Annotated in this window: 20 protein-coding genes; 16 read left to right on the top strand and 4 right to left on the bottom strand. The window is 41.0% G+C overall.

What is annotated here, in order from left to right; genetic code table 11:
- Positions 1 to 57 precede the first annotated feature (57 nt).
- Both F7734_RS36700 and hemF read right to left on the bottom strand, forming a co-directional pair.
- Positions 58 to 426 carry an STAS domain-containing protein gene (locus F7734_RS36700; protein WP_017740539.1) on the bottom strand — a complete coding sequence of 123 codons (369 nt, stop codon included), beginning with the start codon at positions 424 to 426 and terminating at the stop codon, positions 58 to 60.
- A gap of 279 nt (positions 427 to 705) precedes the next feature.
- Entirely contained in the window at positions 706 to 1,743 is a 1,038-nt protein-coding gene (hemF, locus tag F7734_RS36705; RefSeq protein ID WP_155749422.1) for an oxygen-dependent coproporphyrinogen oxidase, read from the bottom strand.
- Between the two features lie 288 nt (positions 1,744 to 2,031).
- Here hemF and F7734_RS36710 point away from each other — a divergent pair, with 288 nt between their 5' ends.
- The 13 genes from F7734_RS36710 to F7734_RS36770 all read left to right on the top strand — a co-directional run bounded on the left by F7734_RS36710 (position 2,032) and on the right by F7734_RS36770 (position 17,777).
- Positions 2,032 to 2,535 (top strand): SRPBCC family protein, encoded by a 504-nt coding sequence (locus F7734_RS36710; protein ID WP_155749404.1) that lies wholly within the window; start codon positions 2,032 to 2,034, stop codon positions 2,533 to 2,535.
- 119 nt (positions 2,536 to 2,654) lie between these two features.
- Positions 2,655 to 3,725 carry an Mrp/NBP35 family ATP-binding protein gene (locus F7734_RS36715; RefSeq protein ID WP_155749405.1) on the top strand — a complete coding sequence of 357 codons (1,071 nt, stop codon included), beginning with the start codon at positions 2,655 to 2,657 and terminating at the stop codon, positions 3,723 to 3,725.
- 80 nt (positions 3,726 to 3,805) lie between these two features.
- On the top strand, positions 3,806 to 5,110 hold the full coding sequence (rodA, locus tag F7734_RS36720; protein WP_155749406.1) for a rod shape-determining protein RodA: 1,305 nt from the start codon (positions 3,806 to 3,808) through the stop codon (positions 5,108 to 5,110).
- Positions 5,111 to 5,336: 226 nt separating this feature from the next.
- Positions 5,337 to 5,528 carry an NAD(P)H dehydrogenase subunit NdhS gene (locus F7734_RS36725; protein WP_038084475.1) on the top strand — a complete coding sequence of 64 codons (192 nt, stop codon included), beginning with the start codon at positions 5,337 to 5,339 and terminating at the stop codon, positions 5,526 to 5,528.
- 91 nt (positions 5,529 to 5,619) lie between these two features.
- Positions 5,620 to 6,279 (top strand): HAS-barrel domain-containing protein, encoded by a 660-nt coding sequence (locus F7734_RS36730; protein WP_155749408.1) that lies wholly within the window; start codon positions 5,620 to 5,622, stop codon positions 6,277 to 6,279.
- Between the two features lie 231 nt (positions 6,280 to 6,510).
- Complete coding sequence (locus F7734_RS36735) at positions 6,511 to 8,661, top strand: cation:proton antiporter (RefSeq protein ID WP_155749409.1); 2,151 nt, start codon at positions 6,511 to 6,513, stop codon at positions 8,659 to 8,661.
- 302 nt (positions 8,662 to 8,963) lie between these two features.
- A complete protein-coding gene (locus F7734_RS36740; RefSeq protein WP_155749410.1) occupies positions 8,964 to 9,899 on the top strand; it encodes a UDP-glucuronic acid decarboxylase family protein in 936 nt (311 codons plus the stop codon).
- Positions 9,900 to 10,006: 107 nt separating this feature from the next.
- Positions 10,007 to 11,398, top strand: coding sequence for a UDP-glucose/GDP-mannose dehydrogenase family protein (locus F7734_RS36745; protein ID WP_155749411.1), 1,392 nt, complete (start codon positions 10,007 to 10,009; stop codon positions 11,396 to 11,398).
- Between the two features lie 772 nt (positions 11,399 to 12,170).
- Positions 12,171 to 12,479, top strand: coding sequence for a hypothetical protein (locus tag F7734_RS36750; protein ID WP_155749412.1), 309 nt, complete (start codon positions 12,171 to 12,173; stop codon positions 12,477 to 12,479).
- 277 nt (positions 12,480 to 12,756) lie between these two features.
- Positions 12,757 to 13,845 carry a chorismate synthase gene (gene aroC, locus F7734_RS36755; RefSeq protein WP_155749413.1) on the top strand — a complete coding sequence of 363 codons (1,089 nt, stop codon included), beginning with the start codon at positions 12,757 to 12,759 and terminating at the stop codon, positions 13,843 to 13,845.
- Between the two features lie 198 nt (positions 13,846 to 14,043).
- Positions 14,044 to 15,867, top strand: a complete 1,824-nt coding sequence (locus F7734_RS36760) for a hypothetical protein (RefSeq protein ID WP_155749414.1) — start codon at positions 14,044 to 14,046, stop codon at positions 15,865 to 15,867.
- Between the two features lie 25 nt (positions 15,868 to 15,892).
- Positions 15,893 to 16,147 carry a SemiSWEET transporter gene (locus F7734_RS36765; protein ID WP_155749415.1) on the top strand — a complete coding sequence of 85 codons (255 nt, stop codon included), beginning with the start codon at positions 15,893 to 15,895 and terminating at the stop codon, positions 16,145 to 16,147.
- Between the two features lie 22 nt (positions 16,148 to 16,169).
- Positions 16,170 to 17,777: a radical SAM protein gene (locus tag F7734_RS36770; protein WP_166482383.1), complete on the top strand. Its 1,608-nt coding sequence runs from the start codon at positions 16,170 to 16,172 to the stop codon at positions 17,775 to 17,777.
- Between the two features lie 538 nt (positions 17,778 to 18,315).
- On the opposite strand, the gene F7734_RS36775 is transcribed toward F7734_RS36770, so the two are convergent.
- A complete protein-coding gene (locus tag F7734_RS36775) occupies positions 18,316 to 18,552 on the bottom strand; it encodes a hypothetical protein (RefSeq protein ID WP_155749416.1) in 237 nt (78 codons plus the stop codon).
- Positions 18,553 to 18,852: 300 nt separating this feature from the next.
- Here F7734_RS36775 and F7734_RS36780 point away from each other — a divergent pair, with 300 nt between their 5' ends.
- On the top strand, positions 18,853 to 19,041 hold the full coding sequence (locus tag F7734_RS36780) for a CPXCG motif-containing cysteine-rich protein (protein ID WP_155749417.1): 189 nt from the start codon (positions 18,853 to 18,855) through the stop codon (positions 19,039 to 19,041).
- A 289-nt stretch (positions 19,042 to 19,330) separates the two neighbouring features.
- Here F7734_RS36780 and F7734_RS36785 read toward each other — a convergent pair whose 3' ends face one another.
- The gene (locus F7734_RS36785; RefSeq protein WP_207714297.1) at positions 19,331 to 19,621 is read right to left on the bottom strand and encodes an SAM-dependent DNA methyltransferase; all 291 of its coding nucleotides are present in this window, start codon (positions 19,619 to 19,621) and stop codon (positions 19,331 to 19,333) included.
- A gap of 317 nt (positions 19,622 to 19,938) precedes the next feature.
- Between F7734_RS36785 and F7734_RS36790 the strand changes: the two genes are divergently transcribed.
- Positions 19,939 to 20,373, top strand: a complete 435-nt coding sequence (locus F7734_RS36790) for a hypothetical protein (protein ID WP_166482384.1) — start codon at positions 19,939 to 19,941, stop codon at positions 20,371 to 20,373.
- Between the two features lie 21 nt (positions 20,374 to 20,394).
- Entirely contained in the window at positions 20,395 to 20,538 is a 144-nt protein-coding gene (locus F7734_RS61070; protein ID WP_166482385.1) for a hypothetical protein, read from the top strand.
- Positions 20,539 to 20,603 lie beyond the last annotated feature (65 nt).

The following is a 20,603-nucleotide window of genomic DNA, read 5'->3' on the forward strand; positions in this document are numbered from 1 at the left end:
TTTGGATTTTGGATTTACCGATTTGGGCATTGGGATTTGAATCTAAAATCCAAGCGTTTAGCTAGCAATGCTGCGAGGTATACCTTCTAAAGCTTCCTCTTCAGTTTCAAAGATTTCAAACACAGTGTCCATCATAGTGACTTCAAACACCAGTTTGGCTTCTGGATGGACATTACAGATCCGAAAACTACCTTTGACTTTATCAGCATCGCGCATTCCAGCAACTAAGGATGTTAATCCAGAACTATCAATAAAATTGACCTGACCGAGATTAACTACCACATGGCGGCTGAGTTTGGAAATACATTCTTGCAACTTCAAGCGAAATTGCCAAGCTGTCGTGATATCAAGTCGTCCGGATGGGGTCAGAACGATAACTGTATTCCCATCCTGGGTTGTATAAGTTTGCTGATCGATATAAATCACTGAGTCTCCCCTTAGCACTCCTCAAACATCCTCTTATTTCAAGTAAAATGGACTATTTCTGGCTTTAGCACTAGATGACAAAGCTACAGATCTTGCTGTCATTATTTTTGCTTGGTGCTTACCTTTAGTAGTTTAACTCACTTAATAGGGGTTAGGGGTAGGGGTAGGGGTAGGGGGTAGGGGTTAGGGGGTAGGGGTAGGAGTTAGGGATTGAGGGTGGGTTAAAATTCTTTGTGTAACATTCACTGTTCCCCGTTCCCTGTTCCCTGTTCCTTTTAATTACGAATTATGAAAGTTTGCCCAATCTTGGGGTTTGAGGAAGGTTTCGTACAATTCGGCTTCAGGAGAATTGGGTTCGGGTTGGTAGCCGTATTCCCACCGCACTAGGGGTGGAAGTGACATCAGGATAGATTCGGTGCGTCCGTTGGTTTGCAGCCCGAAAATTGTTCCTCTGTCATACACCAAATTGAATTCTACGTACCTTCCCCGGCGATACAGTTGAAAATTTCGTTGGCGATCGCTATATTCCATCTTGTGTCGCCTTTCCACAATTGGCATGTAGGATGGTAGAAAAGCGTTACCACAATTTTGTACAAAAGCAAACAGTTGTTCCCAAGAGCGTGGTGCCAATTCCCCAATTTCATTGCTGTAAATAGCAGCTGCACTGTCTTTATAGGGACCGCGATACAAAGCTCCGCGTCCATCTTGGTAATCAAAAAATAATCCACCAATACCGCGTGTCTCTTGACGGTGTTTTAAGTAGAAATATTCGTCACACCAACGCTTGAAAACCGGATAATACTCTGGGGAATTGGCATCGCAAGCCTGCTTGAGTGTTTTGTGAAAATGAGATGCATCTTCAGCAAAAGGATAGTATGGTGTGAGGTCGGCTCCGCCTCCAAACCACCAAACGGGTCCTGCTTCAAAGTAGCGGTAATTTAAATGAACTGTTGGTACATAAGGATTGCGAGGGTGTAACACCATTGAAGTGCCTGTGGCATAAAAACCATGCCCTGCCGCTTCTGGACGTTGAGCTATGATAGAGGGCGGCAAGTGAGAACCCCAAACTTCTGAAAAATTTACACCGCCTTGTTCAAATATTGCACCCTCACGCATGACACGAGAGCGTCCACCACCCCCTTCTGGGCGTTCCCATGTGTCCTCTTGAAATTGTCCCATGCCATCGAGTTCTGCCAACGTTTGAGAAATTTGGTCTTGTAACTGTTTCATGAACTGACTGACTCTGGTTTTAGCGTCAGTTGGCAGGGTATGTGTCGGTTCTGCTGGCAAAGTAGGGATTTGGGCGTTGGTCAACATAAACTCTATACAAGTGTTTGGCATGACTACAGTTTAGTTATTTTCTCTCAAATGCGTGTAAGCTTGTATGTTTGTTTATTTTTCTCAACTTATTTGTGGTTGCGTAAAGTTTAAGTATTGTTTCGACCATTTGGCAAACCCCTTTGTATTTCATACTTCATCCTTCAGATGGCTTGCTATGTATGGGGAAATTTTGAGAAAGTTAAATGCGAAGTTTAACGACAGAACAGATGTGTACTGTGTCAAAGTTACCAGTTGTAGCGTGTAGCGAGGAGGAAGACTAGGAAGATGCTAAGTTGTTTATCCAAATTCGTCCGTCGCAAACGTCGTCTGTTTTGCGCTTCTCTGGTACGAACGTATCGAGAGATCAGTTCTGCTTCTGTAGATGAATTATGGCAAAAAGTGGTTGATATAGCAGATGTTTCCTGGCATCCACTGCTTAAAAGTACTAACGTCCCCTATGGCTTAGTCCCGAAACCTGGGTTAATTTATCAAGCAGTCACGCGCTTGTCTCCCATTCCCATCAGAATTTTTGTTGAGAGTGTTAATCCAAGAGAATTATTAAGTATACGAGTGCTAGCTATTCCCGGAGTTGAGGAACGAGTCACGTACAAAGTTGAGTCCACAGTCTGTGGTACTTGTTTATCTTACTCTGTGACTTTACGTGGTTGGCTATCACCTTTAATTTGGCCCTTTTCCCGTCCTTATGCAGTTCGTGTTGCAAGAGCTTTAGTTGAAGCGGCTGAGGTGTCAGGGCAAAGAAAATCTATCAAGGATAGTTGTTTTGGTTAGTGGTTAGTGGTTAGTGGTTAGTGGTATAAAAGTACTAACAACTAACAACTAACAACTAACAACTAACCACTAACAACTATACAATTAAAAATTGTTCGGTATTAGGATAACAAAATACTATGTATGATGTGCTAGATTCTCGTTCAGTTTTAGAAGTATTGCGTCCAGTACAAGATCCAGAACTTCGTAAAAGTCTGGTAGAAATGAATATGATTCGCAATATTAAAATTGATGGCGGTCAAGTTAGCTTTACTTTGGTACTGACAACTCCTGCTTGTCCTTTACGTGAATTTATTGTTGAAGATTGTCAAAAAGCTGTTAAGCAGTTGCCAGGAGTAACAAATGTTTCCGTAGAGGTGACAGCAGAAACGCCTCAGCAAAAAAGTTTGCCGGATCGCAATGGGATTCCTGGTGTAAAAAATATTCTTGCAGTTTCTAGTGGTAAGGGAGGAGTCGGTAAAAGTACGGTTGCCGTTAATGTTGCAGTTGCGCTAGCACAGACAGGAGCAAAAGTTGGGTTGCTTGATGCCGATATCTACGGTCCTAACGATCCCACTATGCTTGGACTTGGTGATGCTGAAATGGTTGTCAGGTCAACACCAAAAGGCGAAATTCTAGAACCTGCTTTCAACCATGGTGTCAAACTCGTCTCCATGGGATTTTTGATTGACCGGGATCAACCTGTTATTTGGCGCGGTCCCATGCTGAATGGAGTGATTCGTCAGTTTCTCTACCAAGTAGAGTGGCAAGAGTTAGACTATTTGATTGTAGATATGCCTCCCGGCACGGGGGATGCTCAGCTAACGTTAGCACAAGCAGTTCCAATGGCAGGGGCAGTGATTGTCACTACCCCACAAACTGTGGCTCTGTTGGATGCTCGTAAGGGTTTGCGGATGTTCCAGCAAATGAACGTTCCAATTTTGGGAATAGTAGAAAATATGAGCTACTTTATTCCACCAGATATGCCAGATAAACAGTATGACATTTTTGGTTCCGGAGGTGGTTCTAAAACTGCAACTGAATTGGGCGTACCATTGCTAGGATGCGTACCTATGGAAATTTCTACCAGAATTGGTGGCGACAGTGGTGTTCCCATTGTTGTTTCTGACCCAGATTCAGCAAGTGCCAAAGCTTTGAGCGCGATCGCACATGCTATTGCCGGTAAAGTATCAGTTGCTGCTTTGACCTAAAATTGTCAAAATTTGTCTGGTTAAAGTACGGGCAACACCGAATACCTATGTCAGATATTTAATTTATTTAAAAACCCACAATGTTGTTAAAACGTTCGCTTCCTAGAGTTCGCTGGAAGTTTTGGTTTAAACCTTGGCAGCAAGTAGATTTGTTGTTATTTATATTACCAGTCGCGCTTACCGTATTTGGCGGTGTCATGATCCGCAGTACAGAATTGAACCAGGGTCTTACGGACTGGTGGTGGCATTGGCTTATGGGCGGTATTGGTCTCGTCCTAGCCCTTTTCATTTCTAGATGCCGTTACGAAAATCTCATTCAGTGGCATTGGATAACATACGCCCTAACAAACGCCAGCTTAATTGCAGTTATGTTGGTTGGTTCCAGCGCTAAAGGCGCACAAAGATGGATTAGTGTTGCGGGCTTTAACGTACAACCTTCAGAATTCGCTAAAATAGGTTTAATCATTACCTTAGCAGTGATGTTACACAAACGCACTGCTTCTAATTTGGATAATGTGATTAGAGCTTTAGGAATTACCGCAGTGCCTTGGGCATTGGTGTTTTTGCAGCCAGATTTGGCAACATCACTTGTATTTGGTGCGATCGTATTGGGGATGTTGTATTGGGCAAACGCTAACCCAGGTTGGTTAATACTGCTAGTTTCTCCTATTTTTGCAGCCATTCTGTTCGGCATACACTGGCCTTTCTCCATTGCGTTATTTGGTGACTTCACTTTGACCCCTTTGGGATTGCTGTGGTCATTTGCTATGGGATTGCTTGGCTTTTTAACTCTTCCCTGGCGTCGGTACGGGCTTGGCGGTATAGGTGCTTTGTCTCTAAATCTTTTAGGTGGGGAATTAGGCATTTTTGCGTGGAATCACGTATTAAAGGAGTATCAAAAGGATAGATTAACAGTATTTGTTAATCCCGAACACGATCCTTTGGGAGCAGGATATCACCTCATCCAGTCCCGTATTGCTATTGGTGCAGGTGAATGGTGGGGATGGGGTCTTTTTAAAGGTCCCATGACTCAGTTAAATTTCGTGCCCGAACAGCATACAGACTTTATTTTCTCGGCTGTAGGTGAGGAATTTGGTTTTATTGGCTGTTTGGTCATTCTATTTGCCTTTTGTTTGGTGTGTCAGCGTCTGCTGCACGTTGCCCAAACTTCTAAAGATAACTTTGGTTCGTTGCTAGCTATAGGCGTTTTATCCATGATCGTGTTCCAAATGGTTGTAAATATTGGCATGACGGTTGGTTTAGCGCCAGTTGCGGGAATTCCCCTTCCTTGGATGAGTTATGGACGTTCTGCCATGCTGAAAAACTTTATTGCTCTGGGACTTGTTGAGTCTGTCGCAAATTTCCGCCAACGGCAAAAGTATTAACTATAGCTAATGGCTAATGGCTAATGGCTAATGGCTAATGGCTAATGGCTAATGGCTAATAGTCAATAGGGTGTAGGTAGGGCTATGCCATATATTCTAATGTTTGGTGGGCTGTGTTCCCTACCTATTACGGAGTAGCAATTAGCAATTAGCAATTAGCAATTAGCAATTAACTAAAAACTCGTAGTAAGCTAGAGGTAGGAGCAAGCAAGGGTAAATAACGATGATTCTTCTGCCTGGAGCAACTGTTCGTGTTAAGAATCCTGCAGATACTTACTATCGCTATGAAGGTCTAGTGCAACGGGTGAGTGATGGAAAAGTAGCTGTTCTATTTGAAGGTGGTAATTGGGATAAATTAATTACATTCCGTCTCTCAGAGTTAGAACTCGTAGAAACAACAGCACGAAAGAAAAAGTAGTTGTTTGTCATTAGTCATTTGTCAAAAGTCCTTTGAAAAAAAATAAATGACTAATGACACTTGACCAATGACACTTGACCAATGACTTATTATGCGCCTTCCCCTACCACAGTTTGATAGAAGCAATCGTCATCCCAACCACATTGCTGAGGTGATCGAAACGGCAACTTGCGAGTTTTTAGCTCAGTGTTTGGAACCGGAGGATTTAAGTTTTCCCTCAATGCCTCCTTTTGGTAGCTGGGTTCGTTCTCTGGATGAAGAGACTGGGAATGAAATTTATGGGATTGTCTATCACGTAACAACTATGCCTATAGATTCGGTGCATCGAGCAGTGGCTTTAGGTTTATCACTAGAGGACTTGCGCTCGGAGCAACCTCAAATTTTTGCTATGCTCAAAACCGAGTTTCGGGCTGCGATTGTGGGGTTTCAACAACCTGGAAGTGATAATACGTTTGTCAATGGTAGAATTTACCAATATCTATCACCTCGTCCACCTCAAATCCATCAAGCAGTTTACCGCTGTGAACCAGAAAAAATTATTAAATTCACCGAAGAACTGGATTTTTTACAAACATTGCTTTCTATCAGTGGTGCTCCAGTAGATTCTTTAACTGCAGCAGCTATTAGAGATGTATATCAGCTACGCAAAGCCGACAGACAATGGCTTGTGAAAGCAGGACGTACTCTTAGTGTACTGCTTAAAGAGGATTACGATCGCCTGCGATTTATCTTAAGCCAAATCCACCCATAGGTCATTAGTTTTGAGATAATCGTTTGGGTAGTATAAGGAAAATTTTTATTTTTTTTCAGGGTATGAAGTTGCTGTCTCTAGGTCTAAAAAAACCTTGTAAGTGCAGACAAACGGAATCTACTCAAATTTCTTTAAATTTAAATTAACGGTAGATTTGCAATTTGTTAAGTTTTACTAATCTAAGAAAGACCTCAATTGAAGCCCCTCTAATGCCATTTCTGCGTCCTACCTATGGAACTCACATTACAAGTTCTTGCTTTGGAACCAGCTTTCCCAGTTCTTAGCAAGGAACCTATTGTTCCTATTGCTATTCTGTTGGTAGTCATTTTAATTGTACCAATCCTGTTTGAGCGGCTGCGATTGCCAGGATTAGTAGGATTGCTTCTCGCCGGGTTAGTCCTCGGACCAAATGGCTTCGAGATTTTGCTTAAAGATTCTGCCCTCATAAATCTATTGTCGGATATTGGGTTAGTTTACCTGATGTTTGTGGCAGGGTTACAAGTAGATATACAACAATTTCGTCGTGTAAAAAGTCGTTCGTTAGGATTTGGATTTTTTGCATTTATAGTTCCTTTACTAGTAGGAACTGCTATAGGGCGGATTTTTAACTTTGACTGGAATGCTGCTATTTTGATTGGCTCTTTATTGGCTTCCCACACTCTGGTTGCGTATCCCGTAATTGCTCGCTTGGGTGTTGCCAATAATGAAGCTGTGGCTGTTACTGTCGGAGCCACTATTGTCACCGATATTGGTGCTTTGCTAGTATTGGCAATTAGCTTAGTCGTTCAAAAAGCAGAACAGTTTAATTATAGCTTATTGATAGGATTAATTAGTTCTTTAATTGTCTACTCAATTGTAGTTCTAGTTGGTTTTGATTGGTTGGGTAAAGAGTTTTTTCGCCGTTCTGGAGACGAGGAAGGCAACCAATTTTTATTCGTGCTTCTTGCTGTATTTATGACTTCTGTAGGAGCGCAAATCATTGGAGTGGACAAGATTGTAGGAGCTTTCTTAGCTGGTTTGGCTGTTAATGAAACAGTGGGAGAAGGTCCAGCTAAAGATAAGGTATTATTCGTTGGCAACGTATTATTTATTCCTATCTTTTTCGTTAATCTAGGTTTGCGGCTCGATTTACCTTCTTTGGTAAACAATTTTCAGACTTTATGGTTAACGGTTCTGATTGTTGTTGGTTTAATTATAAGTAAATTTATCGCAGCTTTTTTAGCAAAGATCGCTTACCGCTACACTTGGCAAGAAGTGCTCACAATGTGGTCGCTGTCAATACCGCAAGTAGGTACGACGTTAGCAGCAGCATTAGTTGCTTATCAAGCTAAATTGCTAAATATTCAAACTCTAAACAGCGTTATTATTTTGATGCTGCTGACTTCAATACTGGGACCGTTAATAACGAGTCGCACTGCTGTAGGGTTAACTTCTCCACCGTTCAAAGAGCAGAAGGTTATGGTTCCTTCTTACCAAAAGCCAGAGGAACGAGATAGCCAGTATACTATCATAGTCCCCGTTTACAATCCCCAAACACAGCAACATCTTATTGAAATGGCGGTTCTGCTGGCACGACAGACACATGGAAGAATTGTGCCCCTAGCGATCGCAACGGCTTTTGCTCATATGGATGCACCTCAGTTGGATGCTTCCGTTGAACGGAGCCAACGCTTGCTAGCAAAAGCAACGGCACTGAGTAAAGTTTTGGGTGTAGAAGCTCAACCGTTGATGCGAATTGATGATGCCTTTGCTCAAGGAATTAGTCGAGCTGCTCGAGAACAAAAGGCAAGTTTGATTGTCATGGGTTGGGGTAAAAGAACTGGGTTAAAAGCACGTTTGTTTGGCAATGTCATTGATAACGTTCTGTGGTCTTCTCATTGTCCGGTAGCTGTAACTCGTTTGGTGGATTCACCAAGTAAAATTCAACGGATTTTGGTTCCATTAGAAAATTTAACGCCACCTTCATTGCAATCGGTACAGTTTGCCCAAATATTAGCAGAAGCAAATCAAGCACAAGTGACAGTACTAAACGTCTGCGAACGTCGTACCAGTTCACACAAGATTGCTTGGCGGCGATCGCAACTCTCACTGACTGTATCTAAACTTGGGACACCAAATCCACCAGAGATTCAGATCGTAGCTCATGAGAATACCGCTCAAGCAATTTTACAGGCAGCCAGATTGTTTGATTTAGTCGTATTGCCTTTTGTCCGCAATCGTACTAGCCCCGATAGGTTGGCAATTAGTGATGTCACGACTGAACTGGCGAATCAACTCACCTGTTCCATCGTGATGCTTGGAGAACCCCAACGCACTCAAACAGCCGCTGTACCTGCGGGTGTTCCTACGACTACAGCAGCCATGTCTGAAGGAATTGTATAATTACTGAGCAGTGACAAATGACAAATGACAAATGACAAATGACAAACTTTATTTTTATAAAGATTTTGTAAAATCTAGGTTAAATACTAACAACAGGCAGAGAATGTCTGTTATTTTTTTTATGACTTGTTAAGACCCGCGAGTACAGAGATAACAAGCGCTCATCCAGGGGCAACTAACTACATCCATCCATCACTCTTTCGAAAAGTATATTTCTTCTGCTGTATTTTTGTTTAAAGCCTGGGTAATCTAAGTACAAGCGCAAGCGAAGAAAGCAAACATCTGTTAGTAACTGGGAAACTATGAGAATTTTGGTAACAGGCGGTGCTGGGTTTATTGGCTCCCATCTTATCGATCGGTTAATAACCGATGGAAATGAAGTCATTTGCCTAGACAATTTTTATACAGGGCACAAACGCAATATTTTGAAATGGCTGGATCACCCATATTTTGAGATGATCCGTCATGATATTACCGAGCCAATTAGATTGGAAGTCGATCAAATTTACCATTTGGCTTGTCCTGCTTCCCCAGTACATTACCAGTACAATCCCGTAAAAACAGTGAAAACCAACGTCATGGGTACGTTGAATATGTTGGGATTGGCTAAGCGAGTCAAAGCAAGATTTTTGTTAGCTTCAACAAGTGAAGTATACGGCGATCCAAACGTTCATCCTCAAAGCGAGGAGTATTGGGGTAATGTGAACCCTATCGGAATTCGCTCTTGCTATGACGAAGGAAAACGCATTGCTGAAACTCTGACTTTTGATTACTACAGACAAAATAAAGTTGATGTCCGAGTTGCAAGAATATTTAATACCTACGGACCTCGAATGCTGGAAAACGATGGTCGGGTGGTTAGCAACTTTGTAGTTCAAGCGTTACGAGGGACTCCTTTGACTGTTTATGGAGAAGGTTCGCAAACCCGCAGTTTTTGCTATGTCTCCGACTTGGTAGACGGTTTGATGCGTCTCATGAATAACGAATACGTCGGTCCGGTCAATTTGGGAAATCCAGATGAGTACACAATTCTTGAGTTAGCGCAAGCAGTGCAAAACCTAGTTAACCCCGACGCAAAAATTCAGTTTGAGCCACTACCTTCTGACGATCCGCGTCGCCGCCGTCCTGATATTACAAGAGCAAAAACTTGGTTAAATTGGGAACCTAGCGTTCCTTTGCAAGAGGGGTTAAAACTGACTGTAGAAGATTTTCGCGAGCGTATTAAAAATGGTCAGTAACCAATAGTTAGAAAACTGCTGGCGTTGGGAACTATCAATTTATAACCCTTTGCTCCCACTGAAAGTTTCTTCAAACAATTACCCCATAAAACGAGGAATAAAACGAAATGCGTGTTTGTGTTATAGGTACAGGTTACGTCGGTTTGGTTACAGGTGCGTGCTTAGCTCATATTGGTCATGATGTTATTTGTGTAGACAATAACGAAGAGAAAGTCAAAATTATGAAGTCCGGGCAATCACCAATATTTGAGCCGGGACTGTCAGATATTATGCAATCTGCAATTAATGCAGAAAAAATTGAATTTACCACCGATTTGGCAGCTGGCGTTGCTCACGGGGAAATTCTGTTTATTGCAGTCGGAACACCGCCTCTACCAACTGGTGAAAGCGATACTCGCTACGTTGAGGCTGTAGCCCGTGGTATTGGCGCTCACTTAAATGGTGGTTATAAGGTTATTGTTAACAAGTCTACAGTGCCTATCGGTTCTGGTGACTGGGTACGGATGATTGTTTTAGATGGTATTGCCGAACGTCAAAAAACACTTGTAACTGCAGGTGGAGCTTCGGAATTAGAGAAGTTACCTGAAATTACAGCTGAGTTTGATGTGGTGAGCAACCCAGAGTTTCTACGGGAAGGCTCAGCGGTATATGATACTTTTAACCCAGACCGGATCGTTTTGGGTGGTAACAGCCCAAGAGCGATCGCTTTAATGCAACAACTTTACGCTCCCATTGTTGAGCGTAAATTTGCTGAAGACCAATCTTTACCTCCAGTACCAGTGTTGGCAACAGATTTGAGTTCGGCAGAAATGATTAAGTATGCCGCTAACGCTTTCTTAGCAACTAAGATTAGTTTTATTAACGAAGTTGCTAACATTTGCGATCGCGTTGGAGCTGACGTGACTCAAGTTGCCAAAGGTATCGGTTTAGACTCCCGTATTGGTAACAAATTCTTGAATGCTGGTATTGGTTGGGGTGGTTCTTGTTTCCCCAAAGACGTTGCAGCCTTAATTCACACTGCTGATGACTACGGTTATGAAGCTCAGTTAATGAAAGCAGCTGTGAGCGTTAACGAACGCCAGCGTTTAATTGCAATTGAAAAACTGCAGCAAGCCCTGAAAATCCTCAAAGGTAAATCTGTTGGATTGTTAGGTTTAACCTTTAAGCCCGATACAGATGATATGCGTGATGCGCCCGCCCTCAATATTATCGAGCAGTTGAACCGCTTGGGAGCAAAAGTTAAAGCCTATGACCCCATTGTTTCCCAAACAGGTATGCGTCACGGTTTGACTGGCGTGTTAGTAGAAACCGATGCAGAAAGACTTGCTGATGGCTGTGATGCTTTGGTGTTGGTAACTGAATGGCAGCAGTTCAGAAACTTAGATTACGCCAAAATGGCTACACTCATGAGCCATCCAGTGATGGTTGATGGTCGTAACTATCTCGATCCTGAGACAATGATTCGGGCTGGTTTCCAATATATTGGCGTTGGTCGGTAGATTTTAGATTTTGGATGCGTGGATGCGTGGATTTTGGATTAAAGCCAAAATCCTGTATCAATCTCTCGTTCCCAGGCGGAGCCGCCTATCTCGTTCCCAGGCGGAGCCTGGGAATGCCATCTTAGAGGCTCCGCCTCTGTCACCCATCCAACCCAAGCAAGCGAGCGGATTTCGTTGCTAGAAAAACCGCTCTCAACACTTGGTTGACCGTTATTGGTTATGATAATTAGCTCTTCAATAAGAGGATATTTGTAGAGTTTACTTGTTATATTCAGATTCCCCTAACTCCCTTAAATTGGAACCATGATAATTGTTACAGGTAACTGAAAGAAGGGAAAAAATATTTACTTAGCTCCAAAAAAAAGGAAAAAAATATTTACTTAGCTCCAAAAAAAAGAAAAAAAATATTTACTTAAGTCCAAAAAGAAAGATTGAAAAGATTGAAATACTAGATTTTAGTTGATAAATTTTAATTTAATTGGTAAAGAAGGCAGAAGTACGCTCGTCTGACGGCAGAAGGTTCCCCACGCGCTTATTGCGGGGGATTTAATAAAGTTACGGAGCATTTATTTGTCTCCATAACTAAGGTAGGGGGCGCTACACCATCTGAGGTGATGGCACAGAAGACTTATTTTTGTATTAAAAACTACAATATTCCTTCTGCCCCCCGCAGGAGCAAACGTGCCTTTCTTCTGGTAAAACTGCTGCTAAGCTAATTCAACTGTTGATGACTATTTAAGTTATAAAGTAGTATTTTTTGTGGGAGAAAAAAATGGCAAGCATTGAAATTAATGAATTGCGTCCTGCAGGCGCTGAACTGTTTCATGATTCTGAAAGCTTTCTTGATGAGCTAAGCGATAGGGAAGTTTGGGGTGGCGCAGCGAGCGCCTCTGCTCCTGCCACCTTAGGTGCGCTATTAAGTCCCACATTAGGAGATGGCAGCATAAATATAACGGGAGGAAACGGCAGCTTACCCATAGACATAACAGGAGGACCTGGCAGCATACCTCTAACGGGATCTGACAGCATCGGTGACCTCTTCGGTAACACCCTCGGTATAGTTCCTGCACCTAGAAATTGAATCCAGTAATGCCAAAACTCCGGTTTCTTTGTGTTTAACCAACGAGAACTCAAGCTTTCAGTGTAGAAACCGGGGTTTTAGCCTTGACAAATCGCTCATTGTCTGAAATGTTCATTCATAACAGGATGCCCAACAAGGCTTTCCTAAATCCAAAATAGAAACAATTCGCAAAAAAAGTCAAAGAAATGGATAAATGACGATCGTGGCATTTCTTTATTGGTAGTGAGAGAATACGTGTAAGTAAAAACCAAAGGCTTGATGGTACATTATCAACATCATGGGCAATACTTTTGGGCATTTGTTTCGCGTGACTACTTTTGGTGAATCCCACGGAGGCGGTGTGGGAGTCGTTATCGATGGTTGTCCTCCAAGACTGGAAATTTCTACAGAGGAAATTCAAGTAGAACTAGACAGGCGGCGTCCCGGACAAAGTAAGATTACCACTCCTCGCAAGGAAGCTGACGCTTGTGAAATTCTATCTGGAGTGTTTGAGGGTAAAACTCTGGGAACGCCAATCGGAATTTTGGTGCGTAACAAAGATACCCGCTCTCAAGACTACGATGAGATGGCTGTTAAGTACCGCCCTTCTCACGCTGATGCAACTTACGATGCCAAATACGGTATCCGTAATTGGCAAGGTGGAGGTCGATCTTCAGCACGAGAAACGATTGGACGAGTCGCTGCAGGTGCGATCGCGAAAAAAATTCTCCGTCAAGTTGCTAACGTGGAAGTCATAGGTTACGTTAAGCGCATCAAAGATTTAGAAGGTGCGATCGAGCCAAACACTGTGACTTTAGAACAAGTTGAGAGCAACATCGTTCGTTGTCCCGATACTGAATGTGCAGAAAGGATGATTGAACTGATCGAACAAACCGGGAGACAGGGAGATTCCATCGGTGGCGTCGTGGAATGTGTGGCGCGAAATGTACCTAAAGGTTTGGGCGATCCAGTTTTTGATAAGTTGGAAGCTGAGCTTGCTAAAGCTGTCATGTCCCTTCCTGCTAGCAAAGGTTTTGAAATTGGTTCTGGTTTTGCAGGGACGTTGTTAACGGGGTTTGAACATAACGACGAATTTTATATTGATGAAAATGGTGAAATCCGCACCACCACAAATCGCTCTGGGGGAATTCAGGGAGGGATTTCCAACGGTGAGAATATTATTTTGCGTGTTGCCTTTAAGCCGACAGCAACTATTAGAAAAGAACAAAAAACGGTTACCAATGAAGGAGAAGAGACAGTTTTAGCAGGTAAAGGACGCCACGATCCTTGTGTACTACCTCGTGCTGTACCTATGGTGGAAGCAATGGTGGCAATTGTGCTGTGCGATCGCTTATTGCAGCATTACGGGCAGTGCAAAGTTTTGTAGGTAAGTTTTACTTTATATGAAGTATTAGTACGAGGGGGGACACCCGTATCACAACTCTCACCTCGTTCCCAGGCTCCGCCTGGGAACGAGATAGTGCTAACTAGAGGGGGTAAGATACTAACTCTACCATTTTAATGTCAGTGCTGTTATAGTAGCATTAGTAACAAAAATATAAAGTATATTGTACTAGACATTATTATGGAAGAAGAGTTTCAGAATCGGGTCAAACACTTTACAAGCTTGAAATATAAATATAAAGCAACTTCATATCAAGATTCAGCCCCTTCTAGCTTACTGTATCTTATTTTGCAAAAAATTGATATAGGAATTAAACTAACTCAAATTGAGTTGGATTGGTTAAAAGAGCACAAGCTTTTTGAAACTGTAGAAAATTTCCTGAAAGAGGAACAGCGTAAAGCAGAAGAAATCATAAAACTTGAAAATGAATTTTATCATCTCAAGTCTCAGTACAAAATTCCCAACTACTGGAATAGTTTTAAGAATGATATTTCAAGCCCTCTATTTGCAATTCTTTGGAAACTAAACTCAGAAAATCAGCTGAACTTTGAAGAGATTGAATGGTTAAAGGCAAATCAGCTTTTTGCTACAGTTATAATGATTGAGGAGATGGAACTGCAGCAGCAGTTTATTGCGTTAAAAGAGAAATACCACGCAACCAAGTATGAGGACTCATCTCCCTATAATCCATTACACACAATTCTTAAAAAACTAGACACAAAAACACGGCTAGAATATAGTGAAATTGAATGGTTGATTAATCATGGGTTAGCTGAAACCGTAGCAATTTTTCAGCAACAAGAAACAGAAAGAGAGGCTGTCTTCGCACAACTTAAGGACAAGTACAAAGCCAATAAATATACAGAGGTCTCTACAGCTAGTTTATTATACCTGATTTTACAAAAGCTTAATGCCAACGAAGATCTGATTTACTCAGAAGTGAATTGGCTGGAGCAGCATGGGTTAACTGAAACAATAGCTATAGCTAATGAATTGGAAAAAGAACGAGAGTTTTGTATTTTAAAAAGTAAGTATAAAGCAGAGCATATAGATGAATTTTCACCATCCAGCCAATTATACAATGTTTTGAAATTAATTGATACAGACAATGCTTTACAAGAGGACAATATTGAGTTCTTGAAAAAGTACCAACTTTATGGAACCATTGCCATTGCTAACGAAAAGTATGCTCGCAATCTAAAATCAAAAGTCACATTAGGATGGACTTTAAGTCAGTCAGAAATTGATTGGTTGGTGAATAATAATCGACATGATATTATTACTTTTGCTCAGCAACATCACTTTATAGAGTTAAAGAGAAGGTTTGGCATTTCCGACTCAAAAAATCAATTACCTTTTGAAATATTTTACAAAATTCTGTTGAAACTTGAGTCTAAAGAGCGTTTGGATTCAATATCAGTAGCACATCTTGTAGAGAGAGACTTTTTATTCAACTCTGGAAAGATAGCGAATGTATATTATACACTGGAAGCAGAATTTTATGAAAAAGAATTCGCTCGAACTCAGGAACAATCACATATTCCGACTGCTAGCAATTACTGGCGGAAAGCAGGCGAGCTACAAAGAGCATTGAATATACTTACAAATATAGAGTTAGAAAAAATTTCAGACAACCATATCAAATCAGCTATCCTACTTTCTAAAGGTGCTGCTTTGAGAGATATGTTTGATTTAATAAATGCAGAAAGTTCTGCTATAAGAGCAATAGACTATAATTCTGAAAATTATCAAGCTTACATTTTATTAGGAATTATATCTTACGATAGAGGTAATTATTTACAAGGGGACTATTTCTTTGAAAAAGCAATGATGCTGGGCCGTCAACCCGAAGAAATCGATGACGAAATTAAGCAAATTTTGAAAACAATGACAAGCGATCGTCACAGAAAGAATACTGTTGACCACTTACTTAAAAAAGATATAGAGCGTTATGCTTGGGCTAAATTCTATCAAAAGAGAGTGAAGAACAAGGATATAAAATAAAAAAGTTGTCAAAAGGGTGCATTCCATGGATTTTGTTATGATTTTAGGCTTGCTCGCTGCCACGATTACAACATTTTCCTTCTTGCCACAAATGTTGAAAACATGGCACACAAAATCAGCCAAAGATGTGTCCTACATTATGCTGATTTCTTTTAACACGGGTATATTCTTATGGTTGCTCTACGGTATTGCTCTCAAATCCTTGCCAATTATTCTTGCAAACAGCATAACTTTAGTTTTTAACCTGATAATTCTATGGCTTAAAATTAAATATAGATAAACCTGTTATTAATTAAACACCTGTGACATCTTCTGTATTTTCTGCGGAACGCCTTTTATTTGAAAGAGCTACTTCCGCGCCGGACGCTATTCCTACTGTATTTGCCTTTCCCAACGAGTACGGTGTGGGCATTACAAGCCTTGGATATCAAGTGGTATGGGCTACTCTGGCTATGCGTTCCGATGTACAGGTGAGCCGTTTATTCACTGATACTCGCGAACAACTTCCCAGAACTCCTGAGTTAGTCGGATTTTCAATGTCGTGGGAGTTGGATTATGTCAATATCTTGAACTTGCTCGAATCTCTGACAATTCCCATTAGAGCAAATTTTAGAGGCGATCGCGACCCTATTGTTTTTGGCGGGGGTCCCGTGCTCACAGCCAACCCCGAACCTTTCGCAGATTTCTTTGATGTCATTTTGCTGGGAGATGGTGAAAATTTATTAGGGAATTTTATTGAAGCGTATAAAGAAGTTAGAAACGCAGATCGACAAACCCAACTGAAAGCTTTAGCACAAGTTCCTGGTGTTTACGTTCCTAGCTTGTATGAAGTGGAGTACCATCCCTCAAATGGAACAATCAAATCCATTCAACCTACTTCTACAGAAATCCCCAGTACACTACACAAGCAAACCTACCGGGGAAATATCCTCTCAGCATCCACAGTCGTTACAGAAAAAGCAGCTTGGGAAAACATCTACATGGTAGAAGTGGTAAGAAGTTGTCCCGAAATGTGCCGTTTCTGTTTGGCGAGTTATCTCACACTTCCTTTTAGAACTGCTAGTCTGGAAAGCTCGTTAATTCCAGCAATTGAAAAAGGTTTATCAGTGACTAACCGCTTGGGATTTCTCGGAGCTTCAGTTACCCAACATCCAGAGTTTGAGACTTTGCTAGATTATATCAGTCAGCCAAAGTACGATGACGTGCGTCTCAGTATTGCCTCAGTAAGAACCAATACAGTGACAGTACAGCTAGCACAAACTTTAGCAAAACGAGACACAAAATCGCTGACTATTGCTGTAGAAAGTGGTTCTGAAAAAGTGCGACGTATTGTTAATAAAAAGTTGCAAAATGACGAAATTGTGCAAGCAGCAATCAATGCTAAAGCGGGAGGATTATCTGGGTTAAAACTTTATGGGATGGTCGGTATTCCCGGTGAAGAACCAGAAGATTTGGATGCAACAGTCGCGATGATGCGCGAACTGAAAAAAGCAGCTCCGGGACTGCGGCTAACACTGGGATGCAGTACTTTTGTCCCGAAAGCGCATACTCCCTTCCAATGGTTTGGGGTCAATCCTCAAGCAGAAAAACGACTGCAGTTTTTACAAAAGCAATTTAAACCAAAAGGGATAGACTTTCGCCCTGAAAGCTACAACTGGTCAATTATTCAAACTTTATTGTCGAGAGGCGATCGCCGACTTTCCGAGATGCTGGAACTGACGCGAACATTTGGAGATTCCTTAGGTAGCTACAAACGTGCTTTCAAACAACTGAAGGGAAAAATTCCCGACCTAGATTTTTACGTTCATGCCAATTGGTCAACGGAACAAATACTTCCTTGGAATCACTTGCAAGGACCATTGCCTCAGTCTACACTACTGAAACATTTGGGAGATGCCACTACACTTTAAACGGTCATAAATTGAGCTTTTTTAAAAGTCTGGAATTGCAGAGTAAGTAAGGAAGTTAATTCTTTTTTATGTGTTTGGTGTGCTGTATTTATAAAATTAGTCATGGCTGCTTTAAATTCAGAAAACTCTGGATAATACTTGGAGTATAAACATTGTTGCTTATAGTTGTTCGTATGTAGTAAAACCCTTTAATTTATCAAAAAATATTTCCGCAAGAGTTCTATTAAAACCAGAAGTTCCTTGTTGCAACCCAATATACTTCACTGTTTTGCACGAATACTTTATTCCCTCCTCTTTCCTAAAACCGGCAAACCTGAGAACTTTCAAGCAGTTTTTTTGTATCATCAGCTTCCCTTGTTACCCATTCTGCAATGACACTTTGACCGTTTTTGTATGCACCAAACAATAGCGCCTACAGGAAGAGCGAAGATAACTCCAATTGCTACATGAAAAAGCACGTCAAGAAAATTGTAGTAGGAGAGGTATGTGAGGGAGACAGCTAAAGGGCTGTCCGAGGAATTAGAGGGATTATCTTTGGCTAATTTAGTAAAATGATGTTTTTAACAGGTTCAGAAGCAACCTGAGAAGAAACACCGCTAACTGCTAAACCCGTAGATACGACACTAATTAAAAGCTCCGATCTTTCTTGTCGTTTTTCAGCCGCTGTTTGCTGTACGCGATCGCTTTCGGCTTGTTCAATTTCTACAATACCTCGAATAGTAGCAATCATTTCCTCAAATAGTTGTTTGGCTGGGGTAAGGTAGCCTAAATCCACGCGAATTTGTTCCTTAATATTATATTCTGTGCATTTAAGGAATTGTTCGCAAAATTCTAAATAAAATAACTATCTCCCGTGTCCTTCATAACAAGATAGACTTGAAAAAACACCAACCATTGCAGTGAAAGTTCCCCTGAACTTTACCTCTCGGCGATCGAGCGTGTTGGCAATAGATTTATGGTTATCGGTTGGTGTTTAATATTAAGTTAGAACGAGCAAACCGATAAAATTAAGGAGTGCTTATGGTTCCTTACCGCTCAAATACCTTGTCCAATAATTATTACAGCCACTAAGTTAATGCAAACAACAGCCGAATACTATTGTGCCTTTTGTGGCGAATCGAACACAACTTTCGTAGACCTAAGTGCAGGCGGACAGCAATCTTACGTGGAAGATTGCCAAGTTTGCTGCCATCCCAACATTTTGTACGTGAGGGTAGATGAAGATACGCTTGATGTAGAAATAGATACAGAGTACGAAGAATAAATAGATGAGTTGAATTGATGAGTTGTGACCCCAAATTTCATGGCACAGTAAACCTGCATATTAACCTATGTTCCCCAACTAATGATTTCTTACCCATTGAGTCAGGAGTAAACTCCTTATTTATGTCTTCCCGATCTACACTACTTAATTTTGTCCATGTTGTTAAATCTTTGGCTATACTGGTATCAAAACCATTATTAAGACAAATCCCGGTAAGATTGCTAATAAGATAGCGGTCGTGAAAATCATCCCAGACGGGCCAGAGAGCCGAGTTTTGCAGTCTGCCATTTCATCCTACTGCCTCCACATCGTGTAGTAGCTTTTCTAACCCAGAGGCAATTTCTCGCTCAATTTCCAATACTTCTCTTATCAACTCCGCTGGATCGTCATCAGAAACAGCCTCAGTTACTTTTGGTTTATAACGCCCAGCAGCTAAATTATAATTATTCTCAGCAATAGTATCCAAAGTTGCCCACCAACACCGGGGTTCCTCATTTCCCAACTTCAACAGCGTACCCGTTTCCACACCGGGCGGCACTTCAAAACCTGATTCCTTATATACTTTCCACTGCTTTAACAAATTAGGAATATCATTTTTTTCTGGTGTTTCCGGTCTACCTCCAGCCGTAATTTTATTGGTTTCATAACCATCATTATCATAGAATCTCTTAACACAAAAATTATTTATTAAGAATTTTTTTTAAAGAAAGTATAAATATCCAGGACATTACACTGTTCGGGATTTTTTTTGTCTGATAATAATTAAAGTCTTACATCCGTTAAAACACTGAAGTCAAGTACCTCTTTCACAAAACTGTTGCGGATTTTACTGTTTCTCATTGGAAAAATATGAAGTTATTTGAAAGTTCATTAAAATACGTAAGTATAGGGAATCTAGTGTTAGTAACAATCGCAACTTTATTATTACCGATAATTGATGCCAAAGCGCAAGAAAAGATAACAAGGCAAATAGAACTGACAAACAACTCAACCAATTTCCCATCTTTACCAGCCCAAGAAAAAGTTTGCCCATCTTCTAGATTGCTACCAAAACGCAGTTTTGAAACAACCAAATATTTAGTATATATTTGTAGGGGAGAGAAAGCAGGTTCTCTTGGATACTATGTTCGGGTTTCCAAAACAGAGGGCGGTAAAACAACGATACCCGTGACTCAAGCAAATGGAGAAACTTATATTGCTGTTAAAGAAGAGTTAGCACACGCCATAAACCCTTACGAGCTGGTAGTGATTAAAAAGGGGCGTCTCATTCTTAAAGAAAAAGTCAGAAGTGCATTTAAAGGTGACGGTCAACCTTTAACAATTAGTAGATAGTGGTTAGTTGTTAGTAGATAGTTGTTAGTAGATAGTGGTGAACAACCAACAACTAACCAACAACCAACAACTAACCACCAACAACCAACAACTAACAACCAACAACCAACAACTAACAACAAACAACAAACAACTAACAACAAACAACAAACAACAAACAACTAACAACTAACAACTAACAACTAACTAAACTGTAAAAAGACATACATTCTTAAAGAAAAAATTAAGCA

This window comes from Scytonema sp. UIC 10036 (assembly GCF_009725235.1).

Bases quoted from the DNA above. Each gene is read 5' to 3' on its own strand.
- F7734_RS36735 (WP_155749409.1), top strand. From the start codon at position 6,511: ATGGAACTCACATTACAAGTTCTTGCTTTGGAACCAGCTTTCCCAGTT.
- F7734_RS36710 (WP_155749404.1), top strand. From the start codon at position 2,032: ATGCTAAGTTGTTTATCCAAATTCGTCCGTCGCAAACGTCGTCTGTTT.
- hemF (WP_155749422.1), bottom strand. From the start codon at position 1,743: ATGTTGACCAACGCCCAAATCCCTACTTTGCCAGCAGAACCGACACAT.
- F7734_RS36765 (WP_155749415.1), top strand. From the start codon at position 15,893: ATGGATTTTGTTATGATTTTAGGCTTGCTCGCTGCCACGATTACAACA.
- F7734_RS36760 (WP_155749414.1), top strand. From the start codon at position 14,044: ATGGAAGAAGAGTTTCAGAATCGGGTCAAACACTTTACAAGCTTGAAA.
- F7734_RS36740 (WP_155749410.1), top strand. From the start codon at position 8,964: ATGAGAATTTTGGTAACAGGCGGTGCTGGGTTTATTGGCTCCCATCTT.
- F7734_RS36745 (WP_155749411.1), top strand. From the start codon at position 10,007: ATGCGTGTTTGTGTTATAGGTACAGGTTACGTCGGTTTGGTTACAGGT.
- rodA (WP_155749406.1), top strand. From the start codon at position 3,806: ATGTTGTTAAAACGTTCGCTTCCTAGAGTTCGCTGGAAGTTTTGGTTT.
- F7734_RS36780 (WP_155749417.1), top strand. From the start codon at position 18,853: ATGCAAACAACAGCCGAATACTATTGTGCCTTTTGTGGCGAATCGAAC.
- F7734_RS36750 (WP_155749412.1), top strand. From the start codon at position 12,171: ATGGCAAGCATTGAAATTAATGAATTGCGTCCTGCAGGCGCTGAACTG.
- F7734_RS36730 (WP_155749408.1), top strand. From the start codon at position 5,620: ATGCGCCTTCCCCTACCACAGTTTGATAGAAGCAATCGTCATCCCAAC.
- F7734_RS36715 (WP_155749405.1), top strand. From the start codon at position 2,655: ATGTATGATGTGCTAGATTCTCGTTCAGTTTTAGAAGTATTGCGTCCA.
- aroC (WP_155749413.1), top strand. From the start codon at position 12,757: ATGGGCAATACTTTTGGGCATTTGTTTCGCGTGACTACTTTTGGTGAA.